Raw genomic sequence first — 20,632 nt, 5'->3', positions numbered from 1 at the left:
CTATGCTTAGCAATAAAAAACTGGTGTTTGGCATCACCGGCGGCATCGCTGCTTATAAAACCGCCGAACTCTTGCGTCGCAGCCAGGACCTGGGTGCCCGGATTGATGTGGTCATGACCGAATCGGCCACACGCTTCATCAGCCCGGTCACCTTTCAGGCCCTGTCGGGTCGTACCGTCTACACCGACTTGTGGGATGCGCGTGTTCCCAACAATATGGCTCACATCCAGCTTAGCCGGGATGCTGATGCCATCCTGATCGCCCCCGCCAGCACCAACTTCATGGCCAAGCTGGCCAACGGTCTGGCCGACGACTTGCTCAGCACCTTATGCGTGGCCCGTGGACACTGCCCCCTGCTGATCGCCCCAGCCATGAATCGGGAAATGTGGCTGCACCCGGCCACTCAGCGCAATGTCGAACAACTGCGCCGCGACGGCGTGCATATTCTGGGCCCCGGCAGCGGCGATCAGGCCTGTGGTGAAACCGGCGACGGTCGCATGCTGGAACCGGCCCAACTGCTGGCTGAACTGACGGCCTTCTTCCAGCCCAAGCTGCTGGCTGGTAAACGAGTCCTGATCACCGCTGGCCCGACCAGCGAGCCTATCGACCCAATCCGCGTCATCAGCAACCGCTCCTCCGGCAAGATGGGCTACGCCATTGCCCGTGCGGCTCAGGAAGCTGGTGCACAAGTCACGCTGGTATCCGGCCCGGTAGCATTGGAAGCGCCCTACCAGGTACGCCGCATCAATGTGGAAACGGCCCGTCAAATGCATGCCACCGTCATGTCCCAAGTGGATGATGCCGATATCTTCATCAGCGTTGCAGCGGTAGCAGACTGGTACGTCAGCAATGCCAGCGACATCAAAATCAAAAAGACCTCCGAACAAGCCACGCCAGACCTGCAATTCAGCCCCAACCCCGACATTCTGGCCGAGGTTGCTGCGTTGAAGAACGGTCCTTTCTGCGTAGGCTTTGCCGCTGAAACCGACAACCTGATCGAGCACGCCCAGGCCAAGCGCCAGCGTAAAAATGTGCCTTTATTGGTTGCCAACCTGGCCCAGCGCGCCATGAACGCCGACGACACCGAGCTGGTGCTGTTTGACGAGCAAGGCCATATGCACTGGCCTGCCCAGGATAAACTGCTGGCGGCGCGCCAACTGGTTCAAGATATCGCCCAGCGGCTTTAAACCCTTTTCTCTTTTATGATGACGGGCAGCGCTAAAGCAGGTGCGCTGCCTCTTTTTTTTTCAGGATACCGTCTATGCACCGCCGTATTGAAGCCCGCATCGTCAATGACTTGTTGGGCACAACGATTGAAGCCCCCAGCTACGCCACGGACGGCTCGGCCGCCATGGACCTGCGCGCCTGCCTGAGCGAAGCCGTTACCCTGCCTGCAGGCGGCCGTACGCTGGTTAAAACCGGCCTGGCCATCAATATGATGGACCCTGGCCTGGTAGCCATCGTCGCCTCACGTTCGGGCCTGTCCCTGAAACACGGCGTGCGTGTTGCCCAAGGCATTGGTGTGATTGATGCCGACTACCACGGCGAGATTGGCGTGATTCTGGCCAACGACAGCGATCAGGACTACGTGATCCAGCCCGGCGAGCGTATCGCCCAATTGATGTTCCAGCCTGTGGTGCAAGTGGCACTGCAATTTGTGAATGAGTTCTCTACCGAGACCGAGCGTGGTACAGGTGGTTTTGGTAGCACGGGCAAGAACTAAGCATTAAAACTGGGAAAGGATGCGATGCAAAATGCCTTGGCGCAGCAAGCACCGCCCCTTCCTTAGTCCTGACACTTTGCTTTAAAAACGTACTAGCGCCACGATTCAGACTTACCCAGGCCAATTTCGGATTTCAATGCCCTCTCCCAAAAAAGGTAATTCCAACGCTGAATTACCCACTTCAAACAAAACGGCGGCTCAACTCCATCCGCGTAACCGCCATCAGGGCCGTTACGACTTTGATGCTCTCATCGAAGAAACGCCCGAACTGGCTGCTTTCGTTTTCTTGAATCCGTACGGTGATCAGAGTATCAACTTCGCTGATCCGAGTGCCGTCAAAACCCTGAATCGTGCTCTTCTGAAGAGCTTTTACGGCATAGCGCATTGGGATATTCCGGCCAATTACCTCTGCCCTCCTATTCCGGGGCGTGCCGATTACGTGCACTATCTGGCCGATCTGCTGGCCAACAGCAATAAGGGAGCCATTCCCCGTGGTGAGGCAGTACGTGTCCTTGATATTGGCGTGGGCGCAAATGCTATCTACCCATTGATTGGTAATACCGAATATGGGTGGCAATTTTTAGGATCGGATATCGATGCAGATGCGCTGACTTCTGCACGAAGCATTATTCACGGGAATCCTGGTTTATCGGCTGCAATCAAGTTACGCCAGCAGAAGTCGCCCAGACATATTTTCAAGGGCTTGCTGGGCGCAAACGATTACTTTGACCTGACACTGTGCAACCCTCCCTTCCATTCATCGCAGGAAGAGGCAGCAAGCGTTAGTCAACGTAAATGGCGTGGTTTGGGTAAGGCCGCGCCCAAGCAGAGTGCTCCCGTGCTGAACTTTGGTGGGCAGAAGACGGAGTTGTGGTGTGAAGGAGGCGAGGCGCTTTTCATCCGCCACATGATAGAAGAAAGCGTGACCGTAGGCGGGCAAGTGCTTTGGTTCAGTACCTTGGTGTCCAAAGCCTCGAACGTACCCGGTGTGTTGAATGCCTTAAAAAAGGCTAAAGCGGTTAAGGTCAAAACCGTAGAAATGACGCAAGGACAAAAGCAAAGCCGCTTCGTGGCCTGGACGTTTCTTGATGCTGGAGAACAAGAGGCTTGGCGCAGTGAGCGTTGGCGGTACGCTTATGTCAAACGTTTAGCGAAACACAAGGCTCATAAATAGCTCTTTCCGCGCTGAAGGTGATAAGCAAAAACAGGTTTGACGGGTGTAAAGCGCTGAAGATGTCGACTCACGGCCAAGAGTGAGCGATCAAATCATCGGTCAAGAGCCGTCATCCAAGGTAGATGTGAGCGGACTGCGCGGCATTTCGCGCAGATCCGATCGACTATCGGGATAGTAGGAAAAATCAACTAGAGCCCCTTATTATTTATTTTTTGGGGGATTGCTAGATTTGCTAGGCTTCAGTGATGGAGTGTTCCCTGGTGTGGTCTTGTTATCACGACGGCGCTGATCTGGTTTACCTGTTGATTTTGCTATCGGCTTTGGTCCTGGTTTAAGTGCCATGAATACTCTCCTTAATGATTTAAAAATGACCGTGTACGAGTCCCTTCTAACTTGGTTTCTGGACAACAGCGTTGCTGTCTATCGGCCCTCATGAGCGTTGGCTGAAGTCACGTTGTTTCACTTTACCCATAAACAGCGATACGAACGAGCGGGTTTTCATCTATAGACGATGATTCTGAGCGTCTGCTGTCGGCTAACCAAGCCCGAAGTCCGCCTGCACCAACGATGCTGCGCACAGCATCGTTGGTGCAGGCGGGTTCAGCCCAAGAGCTTCAGCAAGGCCTCAGCGGCGAGTTTGGATGACGCCGGATTCTGACCAGAGATCAGCAGGCCGTCGCTGACCACATGGGGTTGCCAGTTATTGCCTTTGCTGTAATTGCCACCATTGCCTTTCAACATGTCTTCCACCAGGAATGGCACGATGTCGGTCAGACCGACAGCCTCCTCCTCGCTGTTGGCAAAACCAGTAACCGACTTGCCTCGAACCAGCGGGGTGCCGTCAGCCGATTTCACATGGCGCAACACGCCTGGGGCGTGGCAGACGGCAGCGACCGGCTTGCCCGCGGCCAGCATGGTTTCGATCAGTGCGATCGATGTGGGATCTTCGGCTAGATCCCATAAAGGCCCATGCCCGCCCGGATAGAACACGGCATCAAAGTCGGTGGCCACAACGTCCGTGAGCTGTTGCGTCTCGGCCAATACGGACTGAGCCGTCGGATCATCCTTGAAACGACGGGTATCATCGGTTTGCGCCGCTGGATCGTCGCTCTTTGGGTCCAGTGGCACTTGTCCACCCTGCGGCGAAGCGACCGTGATCTGCGCGCCCGCGTCCTTAAAGACGTAGTAAGGCGCGGCGAACTCCTCCAGCCAGAAACCCGTTTTTTGGCCAGTGTTGCCCAGTTGATCGTGCGAAGTAAGAACCATCAAAATCTTCATGGAGCACCTTCTTTGAATGGAGGATAGGAAAGCAAACAGCCATGCCAATCATCAGCTTACCAAAACGGCTGCTGGTGAGTATGCCGATCAAAACCTGCGACGACTGCCGAGATCGCCGTCCGTTTCAGGCTTGCCTGAGCCCGACCTTGACTCAAACAGACAGACGGCGGATTTAACATTGCCAGTCTGGCTAACATCAGTCAGGCACAAAGGAAGAATTTTGTCTATGGATTCACCGCCGTTTTCTGCTGAAAACAGCGTACTGAAGAGACTGTTTGCATCAACATCGAATTACTATTGCTCCTGATACTTTCTAATTACATGCCGAGACTGAAAGCGCGTGCTTAGCGTAAGAAGGTCATTAATCAAACCGCCGGTTCAGTAGGCCATCACACATCAACCTGAGGCTACCCATGAGACATACAGAAAGACACAAGACGCACCGGACAGGATGGCTTCGTGCTGCGGTTCTTCGTGCGAATGACGGGATTGTCTCTACAGCAAGCTTGGTCTTGGGGGTGGCGGCTACAGGGGCAAGCACAAAGAGCATTCTTGTGGCGGGCGTTGCCAGCCTGGTCGCTGGGGCCATGTCTATGGCTGCGGGTGAGTATGTGTCGGTCAGCTCCCAAGCCGATACAGAGAATGCGGATCTGGCCCGCGAGAAAGCAGAGTTGACTAAGGCCTCCGAACAAGAGCATGCAGAGCTCACTGCTATTTATGTCAATCGGGGCTTGGATGAAAACCTGGCTTCAAATGTAGCGACCCAACTTATGGCTCACGACGCACTCGGGGCCCATGCGCGAGACGAGCTTGGCATATCAGAGACCTTGGCGGCTAAACCGGCACAGGCTGCACTAGCCTCCGCTTCGACGTTTGCAGCAGGCGCCCTGCTTCCTTTGCTGGTAGTTCTTTTGCTCCCGACCTCTGCACTCATGTGGTACGTCGCAGGCAGCTCGCTGCTTTTTCTGGCACTGTTAGGCTTGATCGCTGCCAAGGCAGGAGGCGCTCTTCTGTTTGTCTCAACCGCCCGCGTGACCTTCTGGGGGGCGTTGGCGATGGGACTAACGGCTGGCGTCGGTGCGTTGTTTAGTGTGGCCGCTTAATTGCAGAACCTTCTTTGAAAATGCCATACGGATATTTGGCTGATAAGCTGAGTTATTCCGTTACTGTGAAGGGCGTAGGGATGTCTATCTTCGGCTGGTTTTACTCAAAAAAACAACCACAATCCCACGCAGCTTGCGAGAGTCCAGCCCCCATCGAGGTGCTAGCAAATCCGACCCCAGCTCAACCGACAGAGGCACACAAAGCCAAGGAACGTGTGGCGGCCTTAACCAAAATCTGGGAGTGTGGTGGCAATCAACATTTCACAATGTCGCAAGGCACAATCCTCTGGCACGGCGGTACGATATCCACAAACGTTGAAATGGACGACTCGCGCGCGCTCTGGTGCACACGCAATGAGAACAGCGCGGCCCATTATGACAATTCAGCACGCGAACACAGCATGATCAATGGACGGCCCCCATACAGGCTAACGTTGACCACAGCACACCCCTTGAAGCTAGCCAACTTCAATGGTGTCTCTTTATTGCAATTCACTAGTGAGCACTGTGATTATGAGCATGATCGCATGAAAACCGCACTACGAAATTGGTGTTTGGCACACCGCTTTGATGGGGTGCTAAATATCAACCGAGGTCCAGATGAAGTCGTACTTTGCAGACCTGCTCATGACGCTGTTATCCTGCACGCTGCTCCGTTATAGGCAACCGGTCTAATATATTCATAAAGTTGACGATTTAACGCCAGCCCCCGGTTGACACTGCCAGCAATTCCTCCATGTTCTTGCCACAAAATCGACCTTGGAATTGTGATCTAGGTAGACACTTCAATTAGGCGGCTACAATAACTCTCATAACATGATCTTCGGGAGAAAACTATAATGCCACGAATTACTCGCTTTAAAATAAAAAACTTCAAAGGTGCTGAGAACGTGGCAATCGATCTCGAAACCCGAACCTCCAGCCCTGTTCTTACTCTTATCGGCCTAAATGAAAGCGGTAAAAGCACTTTACTGGAAGCCATTTCCCATTTCGTCAGCGGTGATAAATCAATCGCAAGTCTTTTCGAGGGTTCTTTTGCCAAGGCGTCTGCTCTCAATTTAATTCCTCTCCACCGCAAAGCGGCTTTTACTGGAAAGATAGAAATCGAAGGCACCATCCAACTTGATTCAGAAGACATCGAGGCACTTGTCAAACTGGCGAAAGCACAAAAATTATCCTTGGACTCTGATGCCTTAACTGCACCATTCGCTGTCGTCCGTACGTTCACTTTCCAGGACAGCACTCTAGGTCAGACCAATTCGTACTGGCATATCCCGATTCGTGTAAAAAAAGGAAGAGCGACCACATTTAAGCCCTATGAGCGCCCTGAACAAGACTCTGGAGAGCCTGATCTTTGGCTCCAATGCGTGAGTAAAATTGAATCAAATTTAGAGCAGATTGCTTATTTCCCCACCTTTCTGGTAGATATGCCTGCACGTATCTACTTGCGGGAGCATGAGGGTGAAAAGCCCACTAACCGACATTATCGATATGTTTTACAGGATATTCTTGATAACTTGGGAGAGGGCCTAGATCTTGAAAAACATGTTTGCAAGCGGATCGAGGACTTTAAAGAAAGTGAAGGAAATCCATTTTGGCTTTCTATGCTGTTCGGCAGCCCAAGCAAAACACCAATTGACTCTGTATTTCAAAAACTCTCAAATGCAATTACTCGTGAAGTTTTGGGAAGCTGGCAAAAAATATTTCAACGCGCGATATCCGCAAAGAGTATCACGGTTGAATGGAATGTTGATGCAGAGAAGAATAATTTGCCCTACGCGTCATTTTTTGTCTCTGATGGCGAGTCTCGTTACGCCATAAATGAAAGGTCTCTAGGATTTAGATGGTTTTTTTCTTTTCTTCTTTTTACAGGATTTAAGCAGAAAAAAAGTCGGAAAACTGTATTTATCTTTGACGAACCTGCGGCAAATCTACATGCTAAAGCACAGGCAGAGCTTCTAACTAGTTTTTCTCGAATTGCATCCAATGGTAATAGAATAATTTATTCTACGCACAGCCATCACATGATTAATCCTCAGTGGCTTGGCTCAGCGTATATAGTCGAAAACGCTGCACTCGACTATGATAAATCAGAGAATTTTGGTCTGGATACTACACCAACATGTATCACCGCGACATCCTATCGCCAGTTCGTTGCACAGTATCCGACCCGTTCTAGCTACTTTCAACCAGTAATAGAAAAACTGGAGTATGTGGCTCCCGAAGTCATCGGCTCGGGACCATATTTAATTGTAGAAGGAATTTCGGATTATTACGCACTTAGAATCGCTAAAACCTTATCCGGAGATCGCCATCGCTTTAATCTCGTACCTGGAACGGGTTCTGGAGCGTCAGGGCCGATTGTGAGCCAGATGCTTGGTCAAGGAATGTCGTTCGCCATCTTGTTAGATGACGACAAAGAGGGGCGCAAAGCACGCGAGAATTATCTCGCGACTTGGTTTCTGAATAAAAGCTCAATCCTTACCCTGGGGCAAGTGCTTCCGCAATACACTGGCATGGCATTAGAGAAGCTCCTCGGTGAGGAAACATTGACTTTGGCCGCGGAAAAGATGGAGCTGGGAAAACCTCCTACCAAAAAGCAGTTGGGTTGGTATTTAGCAGAGGAATGTGCCTCGGGTAGCGGTGAGGCGTTGCCACAATCAGCCATAGATAGAATGGTTTTAGTCCTTGATTTTTTTGACGCCCAATTTGATGCACAGCGAGAGTAACGGACACTTAGTTAAGAGAAATTTGATGTTGCTATCTTTATGCCGTGATGTTGAGTAGCGGCCATGCAACTAGGCTATTCATAAGACCCAGCACAAAAATCAAAAAGCCAATCAGCTCTGAGCTAATTGGCTTTTTCTTCAACCCTAAATCCTACTTACGCCGCAAAATCCTCTTCCCCCAGATACGCCGCCCTAACTTTCGGATCATGCAGCAACTGCGCAGCCGGGCCTTCCAGTATAATCCGCCCCGACTCCATTACATATCCCCGATCTCCCAGTTCTAAAGCCAGTCGCGCATTCTGCTCGATCAGCAGAATCGTCACGCCTTCCTTAGCAATCGTCTGGATCAGTTCAAAAATCCGCTCGACCATAATCGGTGCCAGACCCATGGAAGGCTCATCCAGCAGCAGCAATGAAGGCCGGGAAATCATCGCCCGTCCCATTGCCACCATCTGCTGTTCCCCACCCGACAAAGTCCCTGCTGATTGTTTTTTACGCTCAGCCAAACGCGGGAACAAGGTATAGATACGCTCGATATCCTGGCGCACTTCGTGGTGGTCCTTGCGGGTATACGCCCCCATGGCCAGGTTTTCTTCGATCGTCAGTTGCGGAAAAATCCCCCGACCTTCCGGCACCATGACCACACCACGACGTACCAGTTGGTGCGATGGAAGGCCGACGATGCTTTCACCTTGATGTTCGATCTGTCCTGCAGCAGCAGGCACCAGGCCTGTGATGGCTCGCAGCGTCGTGCTTTTACCGGCGCCGTTCGCACCGATCAGGCAAACCAGTTCACCCTTGCCCACTCGCAGATCCAAGCCACGTACCGCCCGGATGCCGCCATAAGCCACATCCAGACCCCGAATATCCAGCATCAACGGTTCTGTACTCATGCCTGCTCCTCTTCAACGGTAATACCCAGATCTTTAGCTGCACCTGCGCCCAGATAGGCTTCGATCACGCGCGGGTTATGTTGGACTTCAGCGGGTTTGCCTTCGGCCAGCACTTTGCCGTATTCCAGTACTAAAACTCGGTCGCACAGGCCCATGACCAGCTTCATATCGTGTTCGATCAACAGAACGGTAATACCGTCACCACGGATTTTTTCTATTAGCTGGCGCAGGACTACTGTCTCTGACGGGTTCATGCCGGCAGCGGGTTCATCCAGTGCCAGCAGCATAGGATCAGTTGCCAATGCACGGGCAATTTCCAGGCGGCGTTGGTCGCCGTAGGACAAGGACCGGGCAATCTCGTTGGCGTGCTGGGCAATGCCTACGTAATCCAGCAGCTCGTAGGCGCGGGCCTCGATCTGTTCTTCTTCCTGACGGGTAGCTCGGTTACGCAGCACCGCTCCCAACACGCCTGCATGAGTGCGGACGTGGCGGCCGATCATGACGTTTTCCAGGGCAGACAGGCTGCCGAACAAGCGGATGTTCTGGAAGGTACGTGCAAAACCGGATTCAGCGATTTGATGGGGTTTGCAATCGGTCAGGTTGCGGCCTGCAAAGGTGCAGCGGCCCGACTCGGGGATGTACAAGCCTGTCATCACGTTGAACAGCGTGGTTTTACCCGCGCCGTTCGGGCCGATCAGACCGTAGATATCGCCCTTGCGAATGCTGAAGCTGACTTCGGACAAGGCCTGCAAACCGCCGAAGCGTTTGGACAAGCCTTCTGCCTGCAACAGCACCTCGCCGTCTTTTACTTGTTGGTTCATGCTCAAACTCATGCTTGCACCTGCTTCATTTTGCGTTCACGACGGCGCACTGCCGAGGGCCACAGGCCTTCAGGGCGATAGATCATGACCAGTACCAAAGCAAAGCCGAACAAGAGCATACGGATGCCGTCCGGATCCAGAATCACGTCGCCAAACACGCTTTGCTGCAGCGGTACCACGACAGAGCGCAGCAGTTCGGGGAATACGGAGAGCAGCAAAGCACCCACAATCACGCCAGGAATATGGCCCATACCACCCAGCACCACCATGCACAGCACGGAAATGGATTCTGTCAGGCTGAAACTCTCTGGGCTGACGAAGCCTTGCATGGAAGCAAACAAGCCCCCTGCCACACCACCAAAAGTTGCACCCATGGCAAAGGCCAGCAGTTTGACGTTACGGGTATTGATCCCCATGGCCTTGGCTGCGATTTCATCCTCACGAATGGCTTCCCAGGCACGGCCGATACGGGAGTGCTGCAAGCGCACGCAGATGAATACGATCAGCAGCGTGATCAGCAGAAGCAGGTAATAGTATTTCTCTGGCCCGGTAATCCGTATACCAAACAGGGTTTCCGCCTTGCCGAAGATGAAGTCGCCAATCTTGAAGGTATCGACCCGGTTGATCCCTTGCGGGCCGTTGGTAATATTGACCGGCGCATCCAGGTTATTCATGAAGATGCGGATAATTTCACCGAAACCCAGAGTCACAATCGCCAGATAGTCGCCTCGCAAGCGCAGGACTGGAAAGCCCAGTAGCACACCGAATACAGCAGCCAGAGCGATACCGGCTGGCAACACCATCCAGAACGGCAGGTGCAGACCAAAATGCGGCGATGCCAGCATGGCCCAGACATAGGCCCCCACGGCATAGAAAGCGATATAGCCCAGATCCAGCAGACCGGCAAAACCCACCACAATGTTCAGGCCCAGGGCCAGCATCACATACAACAAGGCAAAGTTCAGGGTGCGAATCCAGCTTTGACCGGCCATGCCCAGCACGAAAGGCAAAATGGCCAGCACTACACCAATCAATAACGCACCGACCCAGACTTTAGCGGGCGTTGCGGGGCGCTGTTTGGAGCCAGCGCCACTTAGGGTTTGATTCAGACTCATGCGCGATCTCCCACACGTTCACCCAACAGGCCCGAGGGACGGAAAATCAGCACCAAGATCAGCACGATAAAAGAGAACACATCCTGATAGTTACTGCCAAAGACCCCATTGGTCAGGTCACCGATGTAGCCTGCGCCCAGAGCTTCGATCAAGCCCAGCAGCAAGCCACCCAGCATGGCACCACCCAAATTACCAATGCCACCCAGAACGGCGGCGGTAAAGGCTTTCAGGCCCAGCATGAAGCCCATGGTGTATTGGGCGACACCGTAGTAGGTCACAATCATGACGCCCGCGACGGCAGCCAAGGCCGAGCCAATGACAAAAGCGGCGGAAATCACGGTATTGATGTTCACCCCCATCAAGCCGGCCACTTCGCGGTTCTGGGCGGTTGCACGCATGGCGGTGCCCAGACGGGTGCGGTGCACCAGCACCATCAAGCCGGACATGATCACAGCGGCACCACCAATAATCAGAATCTGCAGCAAGCTGATACGCGCGTCGCCCAGCTGGAACACCATGGGTTCAATAATGTGCGGGAAGCTCAGGTAATTGCGCCCCCAGATCATCATGGCCAGGTTCTGCACAATAAAGGACACACCAATGGCAGTGATCAGTGCAGCCAGACGTGGTGCCCGGCGCAAGGGTCGATAGGCATAACGCTCGGCAGTCCAGCCTATGCCCATGCAGACGGGAATAGCGGCTAAAAGGGCAAGCCCCACCATCAGCCAGGCGGACAGCCCTGCCGGGTCCGCGCCGACCAGCGATAACACTACTGTCGTGGCCAGCATCGCCCCAACCATGACTACATCACCATGCGCAAAATTAATCAGGCCAATAATTCCATACACCATGGTGTAGCCCAGCGCCACCAGGGCGTAGACACTGCCCACGGTCAGGCCATTTATTAGTTGTTGTATCAGGATTTCCATAGATTGGGACTCGTGGTCATTGCTCCCTGCCCCAGCGCAGGGCGATAGAACAGGGAGCGTGGGCCTGCCAAACACAGGCCACGGTAAAGATGAGCCCCGAAGGGCTCAAACTGCAGGATCAAACGTACTTTAGTTAGCCTGGCTGACCATGGTTTTCACCATCGTCCACTTGCCATCTTTAACTTCGTAGATGGTGACGGCGATTTCTTTCAGGTCGCCGTTCTGGTCGTAGGCAATGTTGCTGCTGGTGGCGCCGTTGCGCTTCAAGGCGGCCAGCTTGGGCAGGTAGTCTTCCGCTTTGGAAGAACCGGCTTCTTTCATGGCGGTGATCATGTTCCAGGCGCCATCGTAGGCGTACGGAGCGTAAACACCGGGCTCAGCCTTGAAGCGGGCCTGGTAGTCTTTGGCGAATTTTTCACCCGCAGCCATGGTGGACAGCGGTACACCAGCCAGGGACGCGTAAGTGCCGTTGGCAGCATTGCCAGCCAAACGCAGGAAGGTGTCGCTGCGTGTCATTTCACCCGAAACTAACGGTGCCTTGATGTCCAGCGTCTGCATCTGACGCTTCATGGGGCCGGATTGCGCATCCAGACCACCAAAGAAGATGGCATCGGGTGCCTTGGACTTGATGTTGGTCAGAATGGAGGTGAAGTCGTTGGCTTTGTCCGTGGTGTATTCACGGGCCACGATCTGGCCACCTGCTTTTTCTACCGCACGGGCAACCTGGTCAGTCAGACCCTGGCCGTAAGCGGTACGGTCGTCGATCAGGGCCACTTTCTTGGCCGCCAGATCCTTGACGATGAACTGGCCCACAGCCGCACCTTGCTGGGTGTCGCTGGTCATCATGCGGAAGGTGTTGTCGTAACCTTGCTGAGTGTACTCAGGGGAAGTTGCCATGGCGATCTGGGGGATGCCCGCGTCGTTGTACACACGCGAAGCCGGAATGGTGGTGCCCGAGTTGAAGTGGCCCAATACGCCATCAACACCGTCGTCCACAATTTGCTGAGCCACCTGAACCGCCGTACGCGGGTCAGCCTGGTCATCCTTGGCCACCAGTTCAAAACGGGCGGTCGCGCCATCAATTTCAATTTTCTGGGCGTTGGCTTCTTCCAGCGCCAGCACCAGACCATTGCGCATGTCTTCACCGTAGTGAGCCTGCGGGCCGGTCAAGGGGGCCGAAAAACCCAGCTTGATCACCTTGTCAGCAGCAAAAGCAGGGCTAGCTGCCAATGCACCGAAAACTACTGTCGAAACCAAGGCCAATTTAAAGCTCGTGATGGACTGCATATTGTTCTCCTTCGTTTTTTAATATAGCCGCGCTACTTGTCGGCCCGTGCCGTGAGAATGAACGCAGGGCCGCCGCTCCAGGTGAAATGTGCGACCAAACGTGTGCATAAAAATGGGTGCCCGCTGAGATCAACCGACCATCATCAGACTGGCATTGCCCCCAGCTGCCGCTGTATTGGTACTGACCGAGACTTCGCGCAGCAAACGCTCGACCACGTATGCCGCGCCCCCCTCCAATTCCTGTGTCAACAAGCCCTGAACCCCAACAATGGGGCCACGGCGTTCCGCCACTTGGCCCAGCACTTGCCGGAGTTCGTCGCTGTCGCCTTCAAACAAAACAGCATCATAATCTGCCTCACCCAAATCGGACATGGTGATTTGCTCGGCAGGGGCATCCTGCCAGCCGCCCAGACCCAAACGATCCAGCAAGATGGCCTGATTGCCACTGCGTGCGCAGGCCTCGCGCTGAGCTTGCCAGCCGTGCACGCTGACGGGCATGCACAGGACTCGCCCCCGTGGATGCAGCTGATACATATTGGCTTCGCCTGTCGGGCCGGGCAAGACTACGCCCTGCTCCTGCCAGCTTTGCAAAGGCAGGTTCTGCGGGCAACGGCTAAGCAGTCGGCGCAGGTACAAGGGGCCGCCTGCTTTGGGGCCAGTACCCGACAGACCTTCACCACCGAAAGGCTGTACGCCCACTACCGCACCCACCATATTGCGGTTTACATAAACATTACCAGCGTGAATGCGCGAAACGACACGCTCTACGGTTTCATCCAGACGGGTGTGCACGCCAAAAGTCAGACCGTAACCGCGTTCATTGATCTGATTGATCAGGCTGTCCAGCTCGCTGCGCTTGAAACGCATTACGTGCAGAACGGGGCCGAAAATTTCGCGCTCCAGATCCTTGACCTGCTCGATCTCGATAATGGTCGGCAAAACAAACGTCCCTGTCAGGCTGCGGCTTTGTTCACTTTGGGTGATGCGAAAACCTGCCTCACGCATGGCACTGATGTGCTCTTCAATACCGGAGCGGGCTTCTTCATCAATCACCGGGCCTACATCGGTACTGAGCAGATCGGGATTGCCCACGCTCAGTTCCTGCATGGCACCATTGAGCATGTTCAGCACACGCTCGGCCACATCTTCCTGAATGCACAGCAGGCGCAAGGCGGAACAACGCTGGCCGGCCGAGTCAAAGGCCGAGTTCAGGACATCAAACACCACCTGCTCAGGCAAGGCCGAGCTGTCGACCACCATGGCGTTCAAGCCACCCGTTTCGGCAATCAGCGGGACGGCCTGGCCGTCTGCCGTCAGACGCTTGGCCAATTGACGGTTCAAGCCCATGGCGACAGCGGTTGAGCCGGTAAACATGACGGCATTCACCTGCTCACTGGCAGCCAACGGCGCGCCCACAGAGGGGCCATCGCCGGGCAGAAGCTGCAAGGCACCGGGAGCAATCCCTGCCTTGTGCAGCAGCTCGACAGCGGCCGCCGCAATCAAGCAGGTTTGTTCAGCTGGCTTGGCCAGGACGACGTTGCCTGCAGCCAGAGCCGCCGAGACCTGACCCAGGAAAATAGCCAAGGGGAAGTTCCAGGGGCTGATGCACAGCACCACACCCACAGGGCGGTACTCATCATTATCAAAGTCGCGCAGAACTTGCCCGGCGTAATAGCGCAGGAAGTCCGCGGCTTCACGCACTTCTGCAATCGCATTCGCATAGGACTTGCCAGCTTCACGCACCAGCAGGCCCATCAAGTCCTGCATATTGTCTTCCAACAGTTGGGCGGCTTGCTGCAGGGCGGCGGCACGCTCTTCTACCGGCGTGGCCTGCCAAATGGGCGCATAGTGGCTGGCGGCTTCCAGAGCCTGCTCCACATCCTGCGCGGTGGCGTACATGACCTGCCCCACTACATCCTGATGATTGGCCGGATTGCGCACAATCGTTGCCTTGGACTCATCCCAGACCGGATTGCCCTGACCCAGGATAGGCTGAGCCTGACGTGGCAAGGCAGCGGTTTGCATCAAGGTGGCGGCCAAAGAGCCCAGGCGATGCTCATTGCTTAAATCCAGGCCAGCCGAGTTCAAGCGCTGCTCGGCATCCCAGTACAACTGGCGCGGCAGCGGAATCTTGTCGTGTGGACGACCCAAAGGTTGCAGGCTCAAAGCCTGAGCCACGGGGTCGGCAATCAGTTGCTCCATGTTCACATCGGCATCGCCAATCTGATTCACGAAGGAGGTATTGGCACCGTTTTCCAGCAGACGGCGCACCAGATAAGCCAGCAAGGTTTCGTGAGAACCGACGGGTGCGTAGATACGACAAGGACGGTTCAGCTTGCCATCCTTGATCGGGCCGACGACTTCATCGTACAGATCCTCGCCCATGCCGTGCAGGCACTGGAACTCATATTGACCAGTGTAATAATTCTGACCCGCCATCACGTAAATGGCGGCCAGGGTTTGTGCATTGTGTGTCGCAAACTGCGGGTAGACGGCTTCCGGAGCCTGCAAGAGCTTGCGAGCGCAAGCCAGGTAAGACACATCCGTGTGCACCTTGCGGGTGTAGACGGGGTAGTCTTCCAGACCATCCACCTGGGCACGTTTGATTTCCGAATCCCAGTATGCACCTTTCACCAGGCGCAGCATCAAGCGGTGACCGCTGCGACGGGCCAGATCAATCAGATAATCAATGACAAAAGGCGCGCGCTTTTGATAGGCCTGCACCACAAAACCAATGCCGTTCCAACCTGCCAAAGACGGGTCGAAACACAGCTTGTCCAGCAAGTCCAAGGACACTTCCAGACGGTCCGCTTCTTCTGCGTCAATGTTCAGCCCCACATCGTAGTGGTGAGCCAGTTGCGCCAGGGACAACAAGCGCGGGAACAGTTCACGCATGACGCGATCACGCTGGGAGCGGCTGTAGCGCGGGTGCAATGCAGACAGCTTGATGGAAATGCCAGGACCTTCGTAAATCCCGCGGCCCTGACTGGCACGACCAATCGCATGGATCGCTTGCTCGTATGCCTGGTAGTAACGCTGCGCGTCTTCCGCTGTCGTCGCGGCCTCGCCCAGCATGTCGTAGGAATAACGGAAGCCCTGCTCTTCAAATTTGCGGCTATTGGCCAGCGCCGAGGCAATGGTTTGCCCGGTCACGAACTGCTCGCCCATCATGCGCATGGCGACATCCACGCCTTTGCGGATCAGGGGCTCACCGCCCTTGCCGATCATGCGGGTCAAGGCGGAGGACAAATTCTTTTCGCTATTCACGCTGACCAAACGACCTGTCAGCATCAGACCCCAGGTAGCGGCATTCACGAATAGCGAGGGGGACTCGCCCATGTGCGCCCGCCAGTCACCGTGGCTGATCTTGTCGCGAATCAAGGCATCACGTGTGGCGCGGTCAGGGATACGCAGCAAGGCTTCGGCCAGGCACATCAAGGCCACGCCTTCCTGGCTGGACAGGGAAAATTCCTGGATCAGCCCTTCTACACCACCGCCACGACGCTTGGCGCGCAGGGCTTTGACCAGACGAGCGGCCAGCTCCTGGGCACGAGCACTTTGAGAGGAACGCGCTGCACTCAGCAGCAAAGGCATGCAATCGGTTTCTGGACGGCGGTAGGCGGCGGTAATGGCAGCGCGCAACACGCTTTGCGGTTGCACATCTTGAGCAAAGCCATAAAACGGGATAGATGGCATCAGCACACCATCTTCGACAGCCTCTGAGTCGCCCCCACTTAGCAGCGCTAATTCGCTAGGCAGCACACCTCGTTCTATGCCTTCGATATAGGACAACAAAGCCTGCTTGTGCAGCCAGTGCGGGGTGCACTGCAACTGATCAGCCGCACGTCGCAGACGCTCGCGCAGTTCTATATCGACTTTAATCCCTAAGGTTGTGCTCGCCATGCTTCTTATCCCGGTTACGCTTTTGTTGACTGCGATATGCCGAAATAATACTGACGGTTAACCCAAATTCGTATCCAGGTTAACCCGCATAAGAAAAAGTTAACTTGAAAGGTTAACTGACGCAGAGCATGGCCTTGTTCAGGTTAACCGGGACAGGTTTACCTTGCATTTGAGCAGCCAGTGCATCCGCCCAGCGCTGCTGCAATTGGCGATGCGCCTGCACCAGCTCGGGTACCGAGGATGCAGGCTCGGTATCCAACCAGCGGCATTGCTGAGTCTTGCCCTCAAAACCGAGCGGCGTCAGGGTCCAGCTCAACTCCAGCGTAGCGCGCTCCCCATAGACAGACTCAAAGCGCTGCACCAGCACATCAATCTGCCAGAGCGGTGTTTTCGCAGCAGCGCTGGCCAGCTGCGGAACGCCCAGCCGATCCTGTAAACCGGACGCCAAGGCCAGAGACATTTCATCGGGCAAGGGCGATGCCCACTGGCTATCGTTGAGCAGGTTAACCTGCCCGCCCGCCGTCTGCGTCAGCACAAAGGATCGACGGTCCAATTGGGCAGGCACATCCATGCGTCGCAGCTGAAAGCCCTTCCACACTTGCGTGGAAGGAGCCGCAGCCGCCGGAGCGGCATTGGAGGCTTGCAAGGTGTAGTAAGTGGGTGTGGTCGAGGCGCAAGCCGTCAGCAAACCGGCGAACGCCACGGGAATCAGAAAACGAGACTTCATGGCGCAGGCTCCGGCAGCACGTCAGGGGAACGGCCTCGCAAGACCGCCGAGGGCTGGCTTTGCAAGGTATCGCTTAAATCACGCAGGGATCGCAAGGAGCGCTTCAGCTCGCTCAAGGTTTGATCCACAGAAGTATTGAAGGAAGAGTCCGAGTCCAGCATGGCGCCCAGCTTCTGAACCGCCGCGTCCATGGATTTGAGCGCACCATTCAGTTGCGGCACTGTCGTCTTGTCCAGCTGCTTGAGCACCTGACCCAGCTCCGTCAGCCCGCTTTGCAGGTTCTTGCCAATCTGATCGAAGGGGACAGCGGCAATCTTGGTCACGATATCGCTGACCTGCTCCTGCAAACGGTCGAAGTCGCCAGCGATGACGGGCACCACCAATGGCTTGGCGTTTTCATCAAAGTCCGCTTCGGGCGCTTTGTCGAAGAACTCCAGGGCAATGTACTGCTGGCCAGTAATCAAGCTGGCAGGACGCAACTGACCACGCAGGCCACGTTCCACCATTGGCTTGAACAAGGCTGTCATCGGATCTTTTTCATCCGGACGGGTTTCCACAACACGCTCGTACAAGCGACCAAAGCGCTGCGGATAGATACGCGCTTTGACCAGGGCAAAGAAACGTTTGCGCTCAAAGTCGAACTCCAGATCCACGTCGTAGACCTGACCCAGCTCCAGGCCACGGAACTCAACCTTGGAGCCCGGCACCAGACCTCGCACGGACTGATGAAAGTGGAAACGCAGCTCGACGGCCGGACCATCCGGTTCGGCCATGGCGCGATTCTGGGTGGAGAACAGCTCGTACTGCGTATCAGCAGCGGCGACATCGGTAGGCTCGCCTTCCATCTGATCAAAGGCCAAGCCACCTGCCAAGGCAGAAACCAAAGAATGCGTGCGCACATTAAAGCCAGTGGAATCCAGGGACATGTTCACACCACTGACGTTCCAGAAGCGCGAGCCTTGTGTCACGAATTTATCATTGGGCGCATCCACAAACACCTGCACACGCACCCCATCGCCTTCTTCGTTCAGCTCGTAGCTGCTGACCTGCCCCACCTGTATGCCCTTGTAGTACACGGGCGAGCCCAGATCCAGCGAGCCAAGCTCAGGCGCTGTCAGTACATAGCGTTTGCCGGCACGGCCACTGGTCACTTCAGGCGGACTTTCCAAGCCTACAAATTCCAGTTGCTCGCCCTTTTTGTCTGTTTCAAAAGGCGCGTCTACGCCAATATACACACCCGATAACAAGGTACCCAGGCCCGAGACACCACTCAAACCCAAGCGTGGACGCACAACCCAAAAACGCGTGTCTTTTTGTGTAATGAACTCCGAGCCATCCCGCTCCAGTTGCGCCGTCACAATCACCCCTTTGCGATCGGGGGCCACCTGAATATCGGAGATTGTGCCCACATCCACCTCGCGATACCGCAGCTTGGTCTGGTCTACCGCCAAGCCTTCGGCTGAGTCGAAGCTGATGGTGATGCGAGGCCCGGTCAACATCCAGTTTCGCAGTACCAAAGACGCCCCCACCAGGGCAGCCGCAATAGGCAAAATCCAGATCCAGGAGAATCGGGATCGCTGGGAGGGGATCAGTTTGGGCTGTGCGGGCTCGGTCTGACCGTCAGGCGGGTTAGTTGTTGGATCGTGCACCTTATTTCCTTCAGGAAGTCGCCTGTGATGCAGGCGGAGACGGCTTTTGTTGCGGTTCTATACTTTGTTCTTCGTGGGTATCCTGGTCCCAGCCTTGCCGAGGGTCGTAGCTGAGCGCAGCCAGCATGGTCAAGACCACCACCATGCCAAAGCTCAAGGCCCCTGCCCCAGGAATAATCTGCGACAGGCCGGGGAAGTTGGCCAAGGCAGCCATCAGGACCACCACGAATACGTCCAGCATGGACCATTGACCAATCAGCTCGACCATATCGTAAAGGCGATTGCGTTGACGCTGCACCGCATTGCCCCGCCAGCGACGTCCCGACAACAGAATCATCAACGCCAGGAGCTTGGTAATGGGGACGACAATACTGGCGATAAACACGATCAGCGCCAGGTCCCAGGAACCCAGCTGCCAGAGCTCAATGACGCCCCCCAGAATCGTATGGGCGCTACTGCCCAAAATGCTGCGCAGTTCCATGACAGGCAGGATATTGGCAGGAATATAGAATACGCAGGCCGTCAGCACCAGGGCGGCAACCCGTGTACGGCTATTGGGCTTGCGTTTATGAACGGTTGCACCACAACGGTCACAATCCTGTTTTTGGCTGGACTGCACAAAGCCACAGTGGGTACAGGCGCTCCAGGACGGATGCTCTTTCAAGACCTGCCGGGTCGAAACGGGCACCAGATCACGATCCTCTGCCCAGCGCCACAGACGCCCTGCCGTAATGCGGCTCAAGCCGGTCAGCAGGAAAGTCAGCGCGAAAAAGGCATACAGGCCCGGCGCAATCATCAAATGCCCAATTCCGGCAAACTTCACCATGGCCACAATCAGGCCCAGGAACAACACGGCCGTCATGGACCAATGTTCCAGATGGCTCAAGGCCCGCAGGCCAATACCAAAATCGCCCGGCAAGGGCTTTTCTCGGGCAATCAATCCCAAGGCCCAGAACTGGAAGATCAGTTGAAACAGCGGTAGCCAGAAGCCCACCAGCCCCGCCATCACGGACAGGCCCCAGTATCCCTGCTGCCAGATCAGCAACAAGGCTTTGGGAAAGGTGGGAGAAACCGTTTTGCCCGCCATGCTCAGATGGACGACGGGAAACAGGTTGGCAATCAGAAAAAGAATGAAAACCGCCAGAACCAGCGCTTGCCATTCGCGAGGCGAAAAGCGGCTGTGGCGGTAAAGTTCGGTATCGCAACGCACACAACGAGCGAGCCCCGCTTCTTGAACGGGGACTCGCTCGTGTACGGTGTCACAATGCGTACAGACGATCAAGGGGCGCGATGCCCTCACG

15 protein-coding genes are annotated in these 20,632 nt (G+C 55.2%); 5 read left to right on the top strand and 10 right to left on the bottom strand.

The features are described 5' to 3' along the window. The first annotated feature begins 2 nt into the window (after positions 1-2). From coaBC to rlmF, 3 genes are all read left to right on the top strand, one after another. Positions 3-1,187: a bifunctional phosphopantothenoylcysteine decarboxylase/phosphopantothenate--cysteine ligase CoaBC gene (coaBC, locus tag CPY64_RS06055; protein ID WP_026482881.1), complete on the top strand. Its 1,185-nt coding sequence runs from the start codon at positions 3-5 to the stop codon at positions 1,185-1,187. 74 nt (positions 1,188-1,261) lie between these two features. Continuing rightward, entirely contained in the window at positions 1,262-1,723 is a 462-nt protein-coding gene (gene dut / locus CPY64_RS06050; protein WP_042487854.1) for a dUTP diphosphatase, read from the top strand. Between the two features lie 136 nt (positions 1,724-1,859). Further along, a complete protein-coding gene (rlmF, locus tag CPY64_RS06045) occupies positions 1,860-2,897 on the top strand; it encodes a 23S rRNA (adenine(1618)-N(6))-methyltransferase RlmF (protein WP_042487856.1) in 1,038 nt (345 codons plus the stop codon). Between the two features lie 600 nt (positions 2,898-3,497). Here rlmF and CPY64_RS06040 read toward each other — a convergent pair. Beyond that, positions 3,498-4,175, bottom strand: coding sequence for a type 1 glutamine amidotransferase domain-containing protein (locus CPY64_RS06040; RefSeq protein WP_042487858.1), 678 nt, complete (start codon positions 4,173-4,175; stop codon positions 3,498-3,500). 413 nt (positions 4,176-4,588) lie between these two features. Between CPY64_RS06040 and CPY64_RS06035 the strand changes: the two genes are divergently transcribed. Both CPY64_RS06035 and CPY64_RS06030 read left to right on the top strand, forming a co-directional pair. Further along, positions 4,589-5,278, top strand: a complete 690-nt coding sequence (locus tag CPY64_RS06035; RefSeq protein ID WP_042487860.1) for a VIT1/CCC1 transporter family protein — start codon at positions 4,589-4,591, stop codon at positions 5,276-5,278. A gap of 839 nt (positions 5,279-6,117) precedes the next feature. Beyond that, positions 6,118-8,007 carry an ATP-dependent nuclease gene (locus CPY64_RS06030; protein ID WP_052363015.1) on the top strand — a complete coding sequence of 630 codons (1,890 nt, stop codon included), beginning with the start codon at positions 6,118-6,120 and terminating at the stop codon, positions 8,005-8,007. Positions 8,008-8,162: 155 nt separating this feature from the next. On the opposite strand, the gene CPY64_RS06025 is transcribed toward CPY64_RS06030, so the two are convergent. The 9 genes from CPY64_RS06025 to CPY64_RS05985 form a co-directional block, all read right to left on the bottom strand. Continuing rightward, positions 8,163-8,900: an ABC transporter ATP-binding protein gene (locus tag CPY64_RS06025; protein WP_021446747.1), complete on the bottom strand. Its 738-nt coding sequence runs from the start codon at positions 8,898-8,900 to the stop codon at positions 8,163-8,165. Next, positions 8,897-9,733, bottom strand: coding sequence for an ABC transporter ATP-binding protein (locus CPY64_RS06020; protein WP_042487862.1), 837 nt, complete (start codon positions 9,731-9,733; stop codon positions 8,897-8,899). Before CPY64_RS06020 ends, CPY64_RS06025 begins: the two co-directional genes overlap by 4 nt. Further along, complete coding sequence (locus CPY64_RS06015) at positions 9,730-10,836, bottom strand: ABC transporter permease subunit (RefSeq protein ID WP_021446748.1); 1,107 nt, start codon at positions 10,834-10,836, stop codon at positions 9,730-9,732. Before CPY64_RS06015 ends, CPY64_RS06020 begins: the two co-directional genes overlap by 4 nt. Then, positions 10,833-11,765, bottom strand: coding sequence for a branched-chain amino acid ABC transporter permease (locus CPY64_RS06010; protein WP_042487864.1), 933 nt, complete (start codon positions 11,763-11,765; stop codon positions 10,833-10,835). Before CPY64_RS06010 ends, CPY64_RS06015 begins: the two co-directional genes overlap by 4 nt. A 129-nt stretch (positions 11,766-11,894) precedes the next feature. After that, positions 11,895-13,052, bottom strand: coding sequence for a branched-chain amino acid ABC transporter substrate-binding protein (locus tag CPY64_RS06005; protein WP_042487868.1), 1,158 nt, complete (start codon positions 13,050-13,052; stop codon positions 11,895-11,897). 129 nt (positions 13,053-13,181) lie between these two features. Then, the gene (gene putA / locus CPY64_RS06000; protein WP_042487871.1) at positions 13,182-16,955 is read right to left on the bottom strand and encodes a trifunctional transcriptional regulator/proline dehydrogenase/L-glutamate gamma-semialdehyde dehydrogenase; all 3,774 of its coding nucleotides are present in this window, start codon (positions 16,953-16,955) and stop codon (positions 13,182-13,184) included. A gap of 112 nt (positions 16,956-17,067) precedes the next feature. Beyond that, entirely contained in the window at positions 17,068-17,682 is a 615-nt protein-coding gene (locus CPY64_RS05995; protein WP_042487873.1) for a PqiC family protein, read from the bottom strand. Continuing rightward, a complete protein-coding gene (locus tag CPY64_RS05990; RefSeq protein WP_042487877.1) occupies positions 17,679-19,331 on the bottom strand; it encodes a PqiB family protein in 1,653 nt (550 codons plus the stop codon). Before CPY64_RS05990 ends, CPY64_RS05995 begins: the two co-directional genes overlap by 4 nt. Before the next feature lie 10 nt (positions 19,332-19,341). Continuing rightward, the gene (locus CPY64_RS05985) at positions 19,342-20,631 is read right to left on the bottom strand and encodes a paraquat-inducible protein A (RefSeq protein ID WP_042487880.1); all 1,290 of its coding nucleotides are present in this window, start codon (positions 20,629-20,631) and stop codon (positions 19,342-19,344) included. Position 20,632 lies beyond the last annotated feature (1 nt).

The sequence above is a fragment of the Alcaligenes faecalis genome (assembly GCF_002443155.1).
GTDB lineage: Bacteria > Pseudomonadota > Gammaproteobacteria > Burkholderiales > Burkholderiaceae_B > Alcaligenes > Alcaligenes faecalis.
Note: the sequence above shows the minus strand (reverse complement) of the source record. Positions and strands in the feature narration are given on the sequence as shown.

Bases quoted from the DNA above. Each gene is read 5' to 3' on its own strand.
- CPY64_RS06005 (WP_042487868.1), bottom strand. From the start codon at position 13,052: ATGCAGTCCATCACGAGCTTTAAATTGGCCTTGGTTTCGACAGTAGTT.
- rlmF (WP_042487856.1), top strand. From the start codon at position 1,860: ATGCCCTCTCCCAAAAAAGGTAATTCCAACGCTGAATTACCCACTTCA.
- CPY64_RS06035 (WP_042487860.1), top strand. From the start codon at position 4,589: ATGAGACATACAGAAAGACACAAGACGCACCGGACAGGATGGCTTCGT.
- coaBC (WP_026482881.1), top strand. From the start codon at position 3: ATGCTTAGCAATAAAAAACTGGTGTTTGGCATCACCGGCGGCATCGCT.
- CPY64_RS06030 (WP_052363015.1), top strand. From the start codon at position 6,118: ATGCCACGAATTACTCGCTTTAAAATAAAAAACTTCAAAGGTGCTGAG.
- CPY64_RS06020 (WP_042487862.1), bottom strand. From the start codon at position 9,733: ATGAGTTTGAGCATGAACCAACAAGTAAAAGACGGCGAGGTGCTGTTG.
- putA (WP_042487871.1), bottom strand. From the start codon at position 16,955: ATGGCGAGCACAACCTTAGGGATTAAAGTCGATATAGAACTGCGCGAG.
- CPY64_RS06040 (WP_042487858.1), bottom strand. From the start codon at position 4,175: ATGAAGATTTTGATGGTTCTTACTTCGCACGATCAACTGGGCAACACT.
- CPY64_RS06010 (WP_042487864.1), bottom strand. From the start codon at position 11,765: ATGGAAATCCTGATACAACAACTAATAAATGGCCTGACCGTGGGCAGT.
- CPY64_RS06015 (WP_021446748.1), bottom strand. From the start codon at position 10,836: ATGAGTCTGAATCAAACCCTAAGTGGCGCTGGCTCCAAACAGCGCCCC.
- CPY64_RS05995 (WP_042487873.1), bottom strand. From the start codon at position 17,682: ATGAAGTCTCGTTTTCTGATTCCCGTGGCGTTCGCCGGTTTGCTGACG.
- dut (WP_042487854.1), top strand. From the start codon at position 1,262: ATGCACCGCCGTATTGAAGCCCGCATCGTCAATGACTTGTTGGGCACA.
- CPY64_RS06025 (WP_021446747.1), bottom strand. From the start codon at position 8,900: ATGAGTACAGAACCGTTGATGCTGGATATTCGGGGTCTGGATGTGGCT.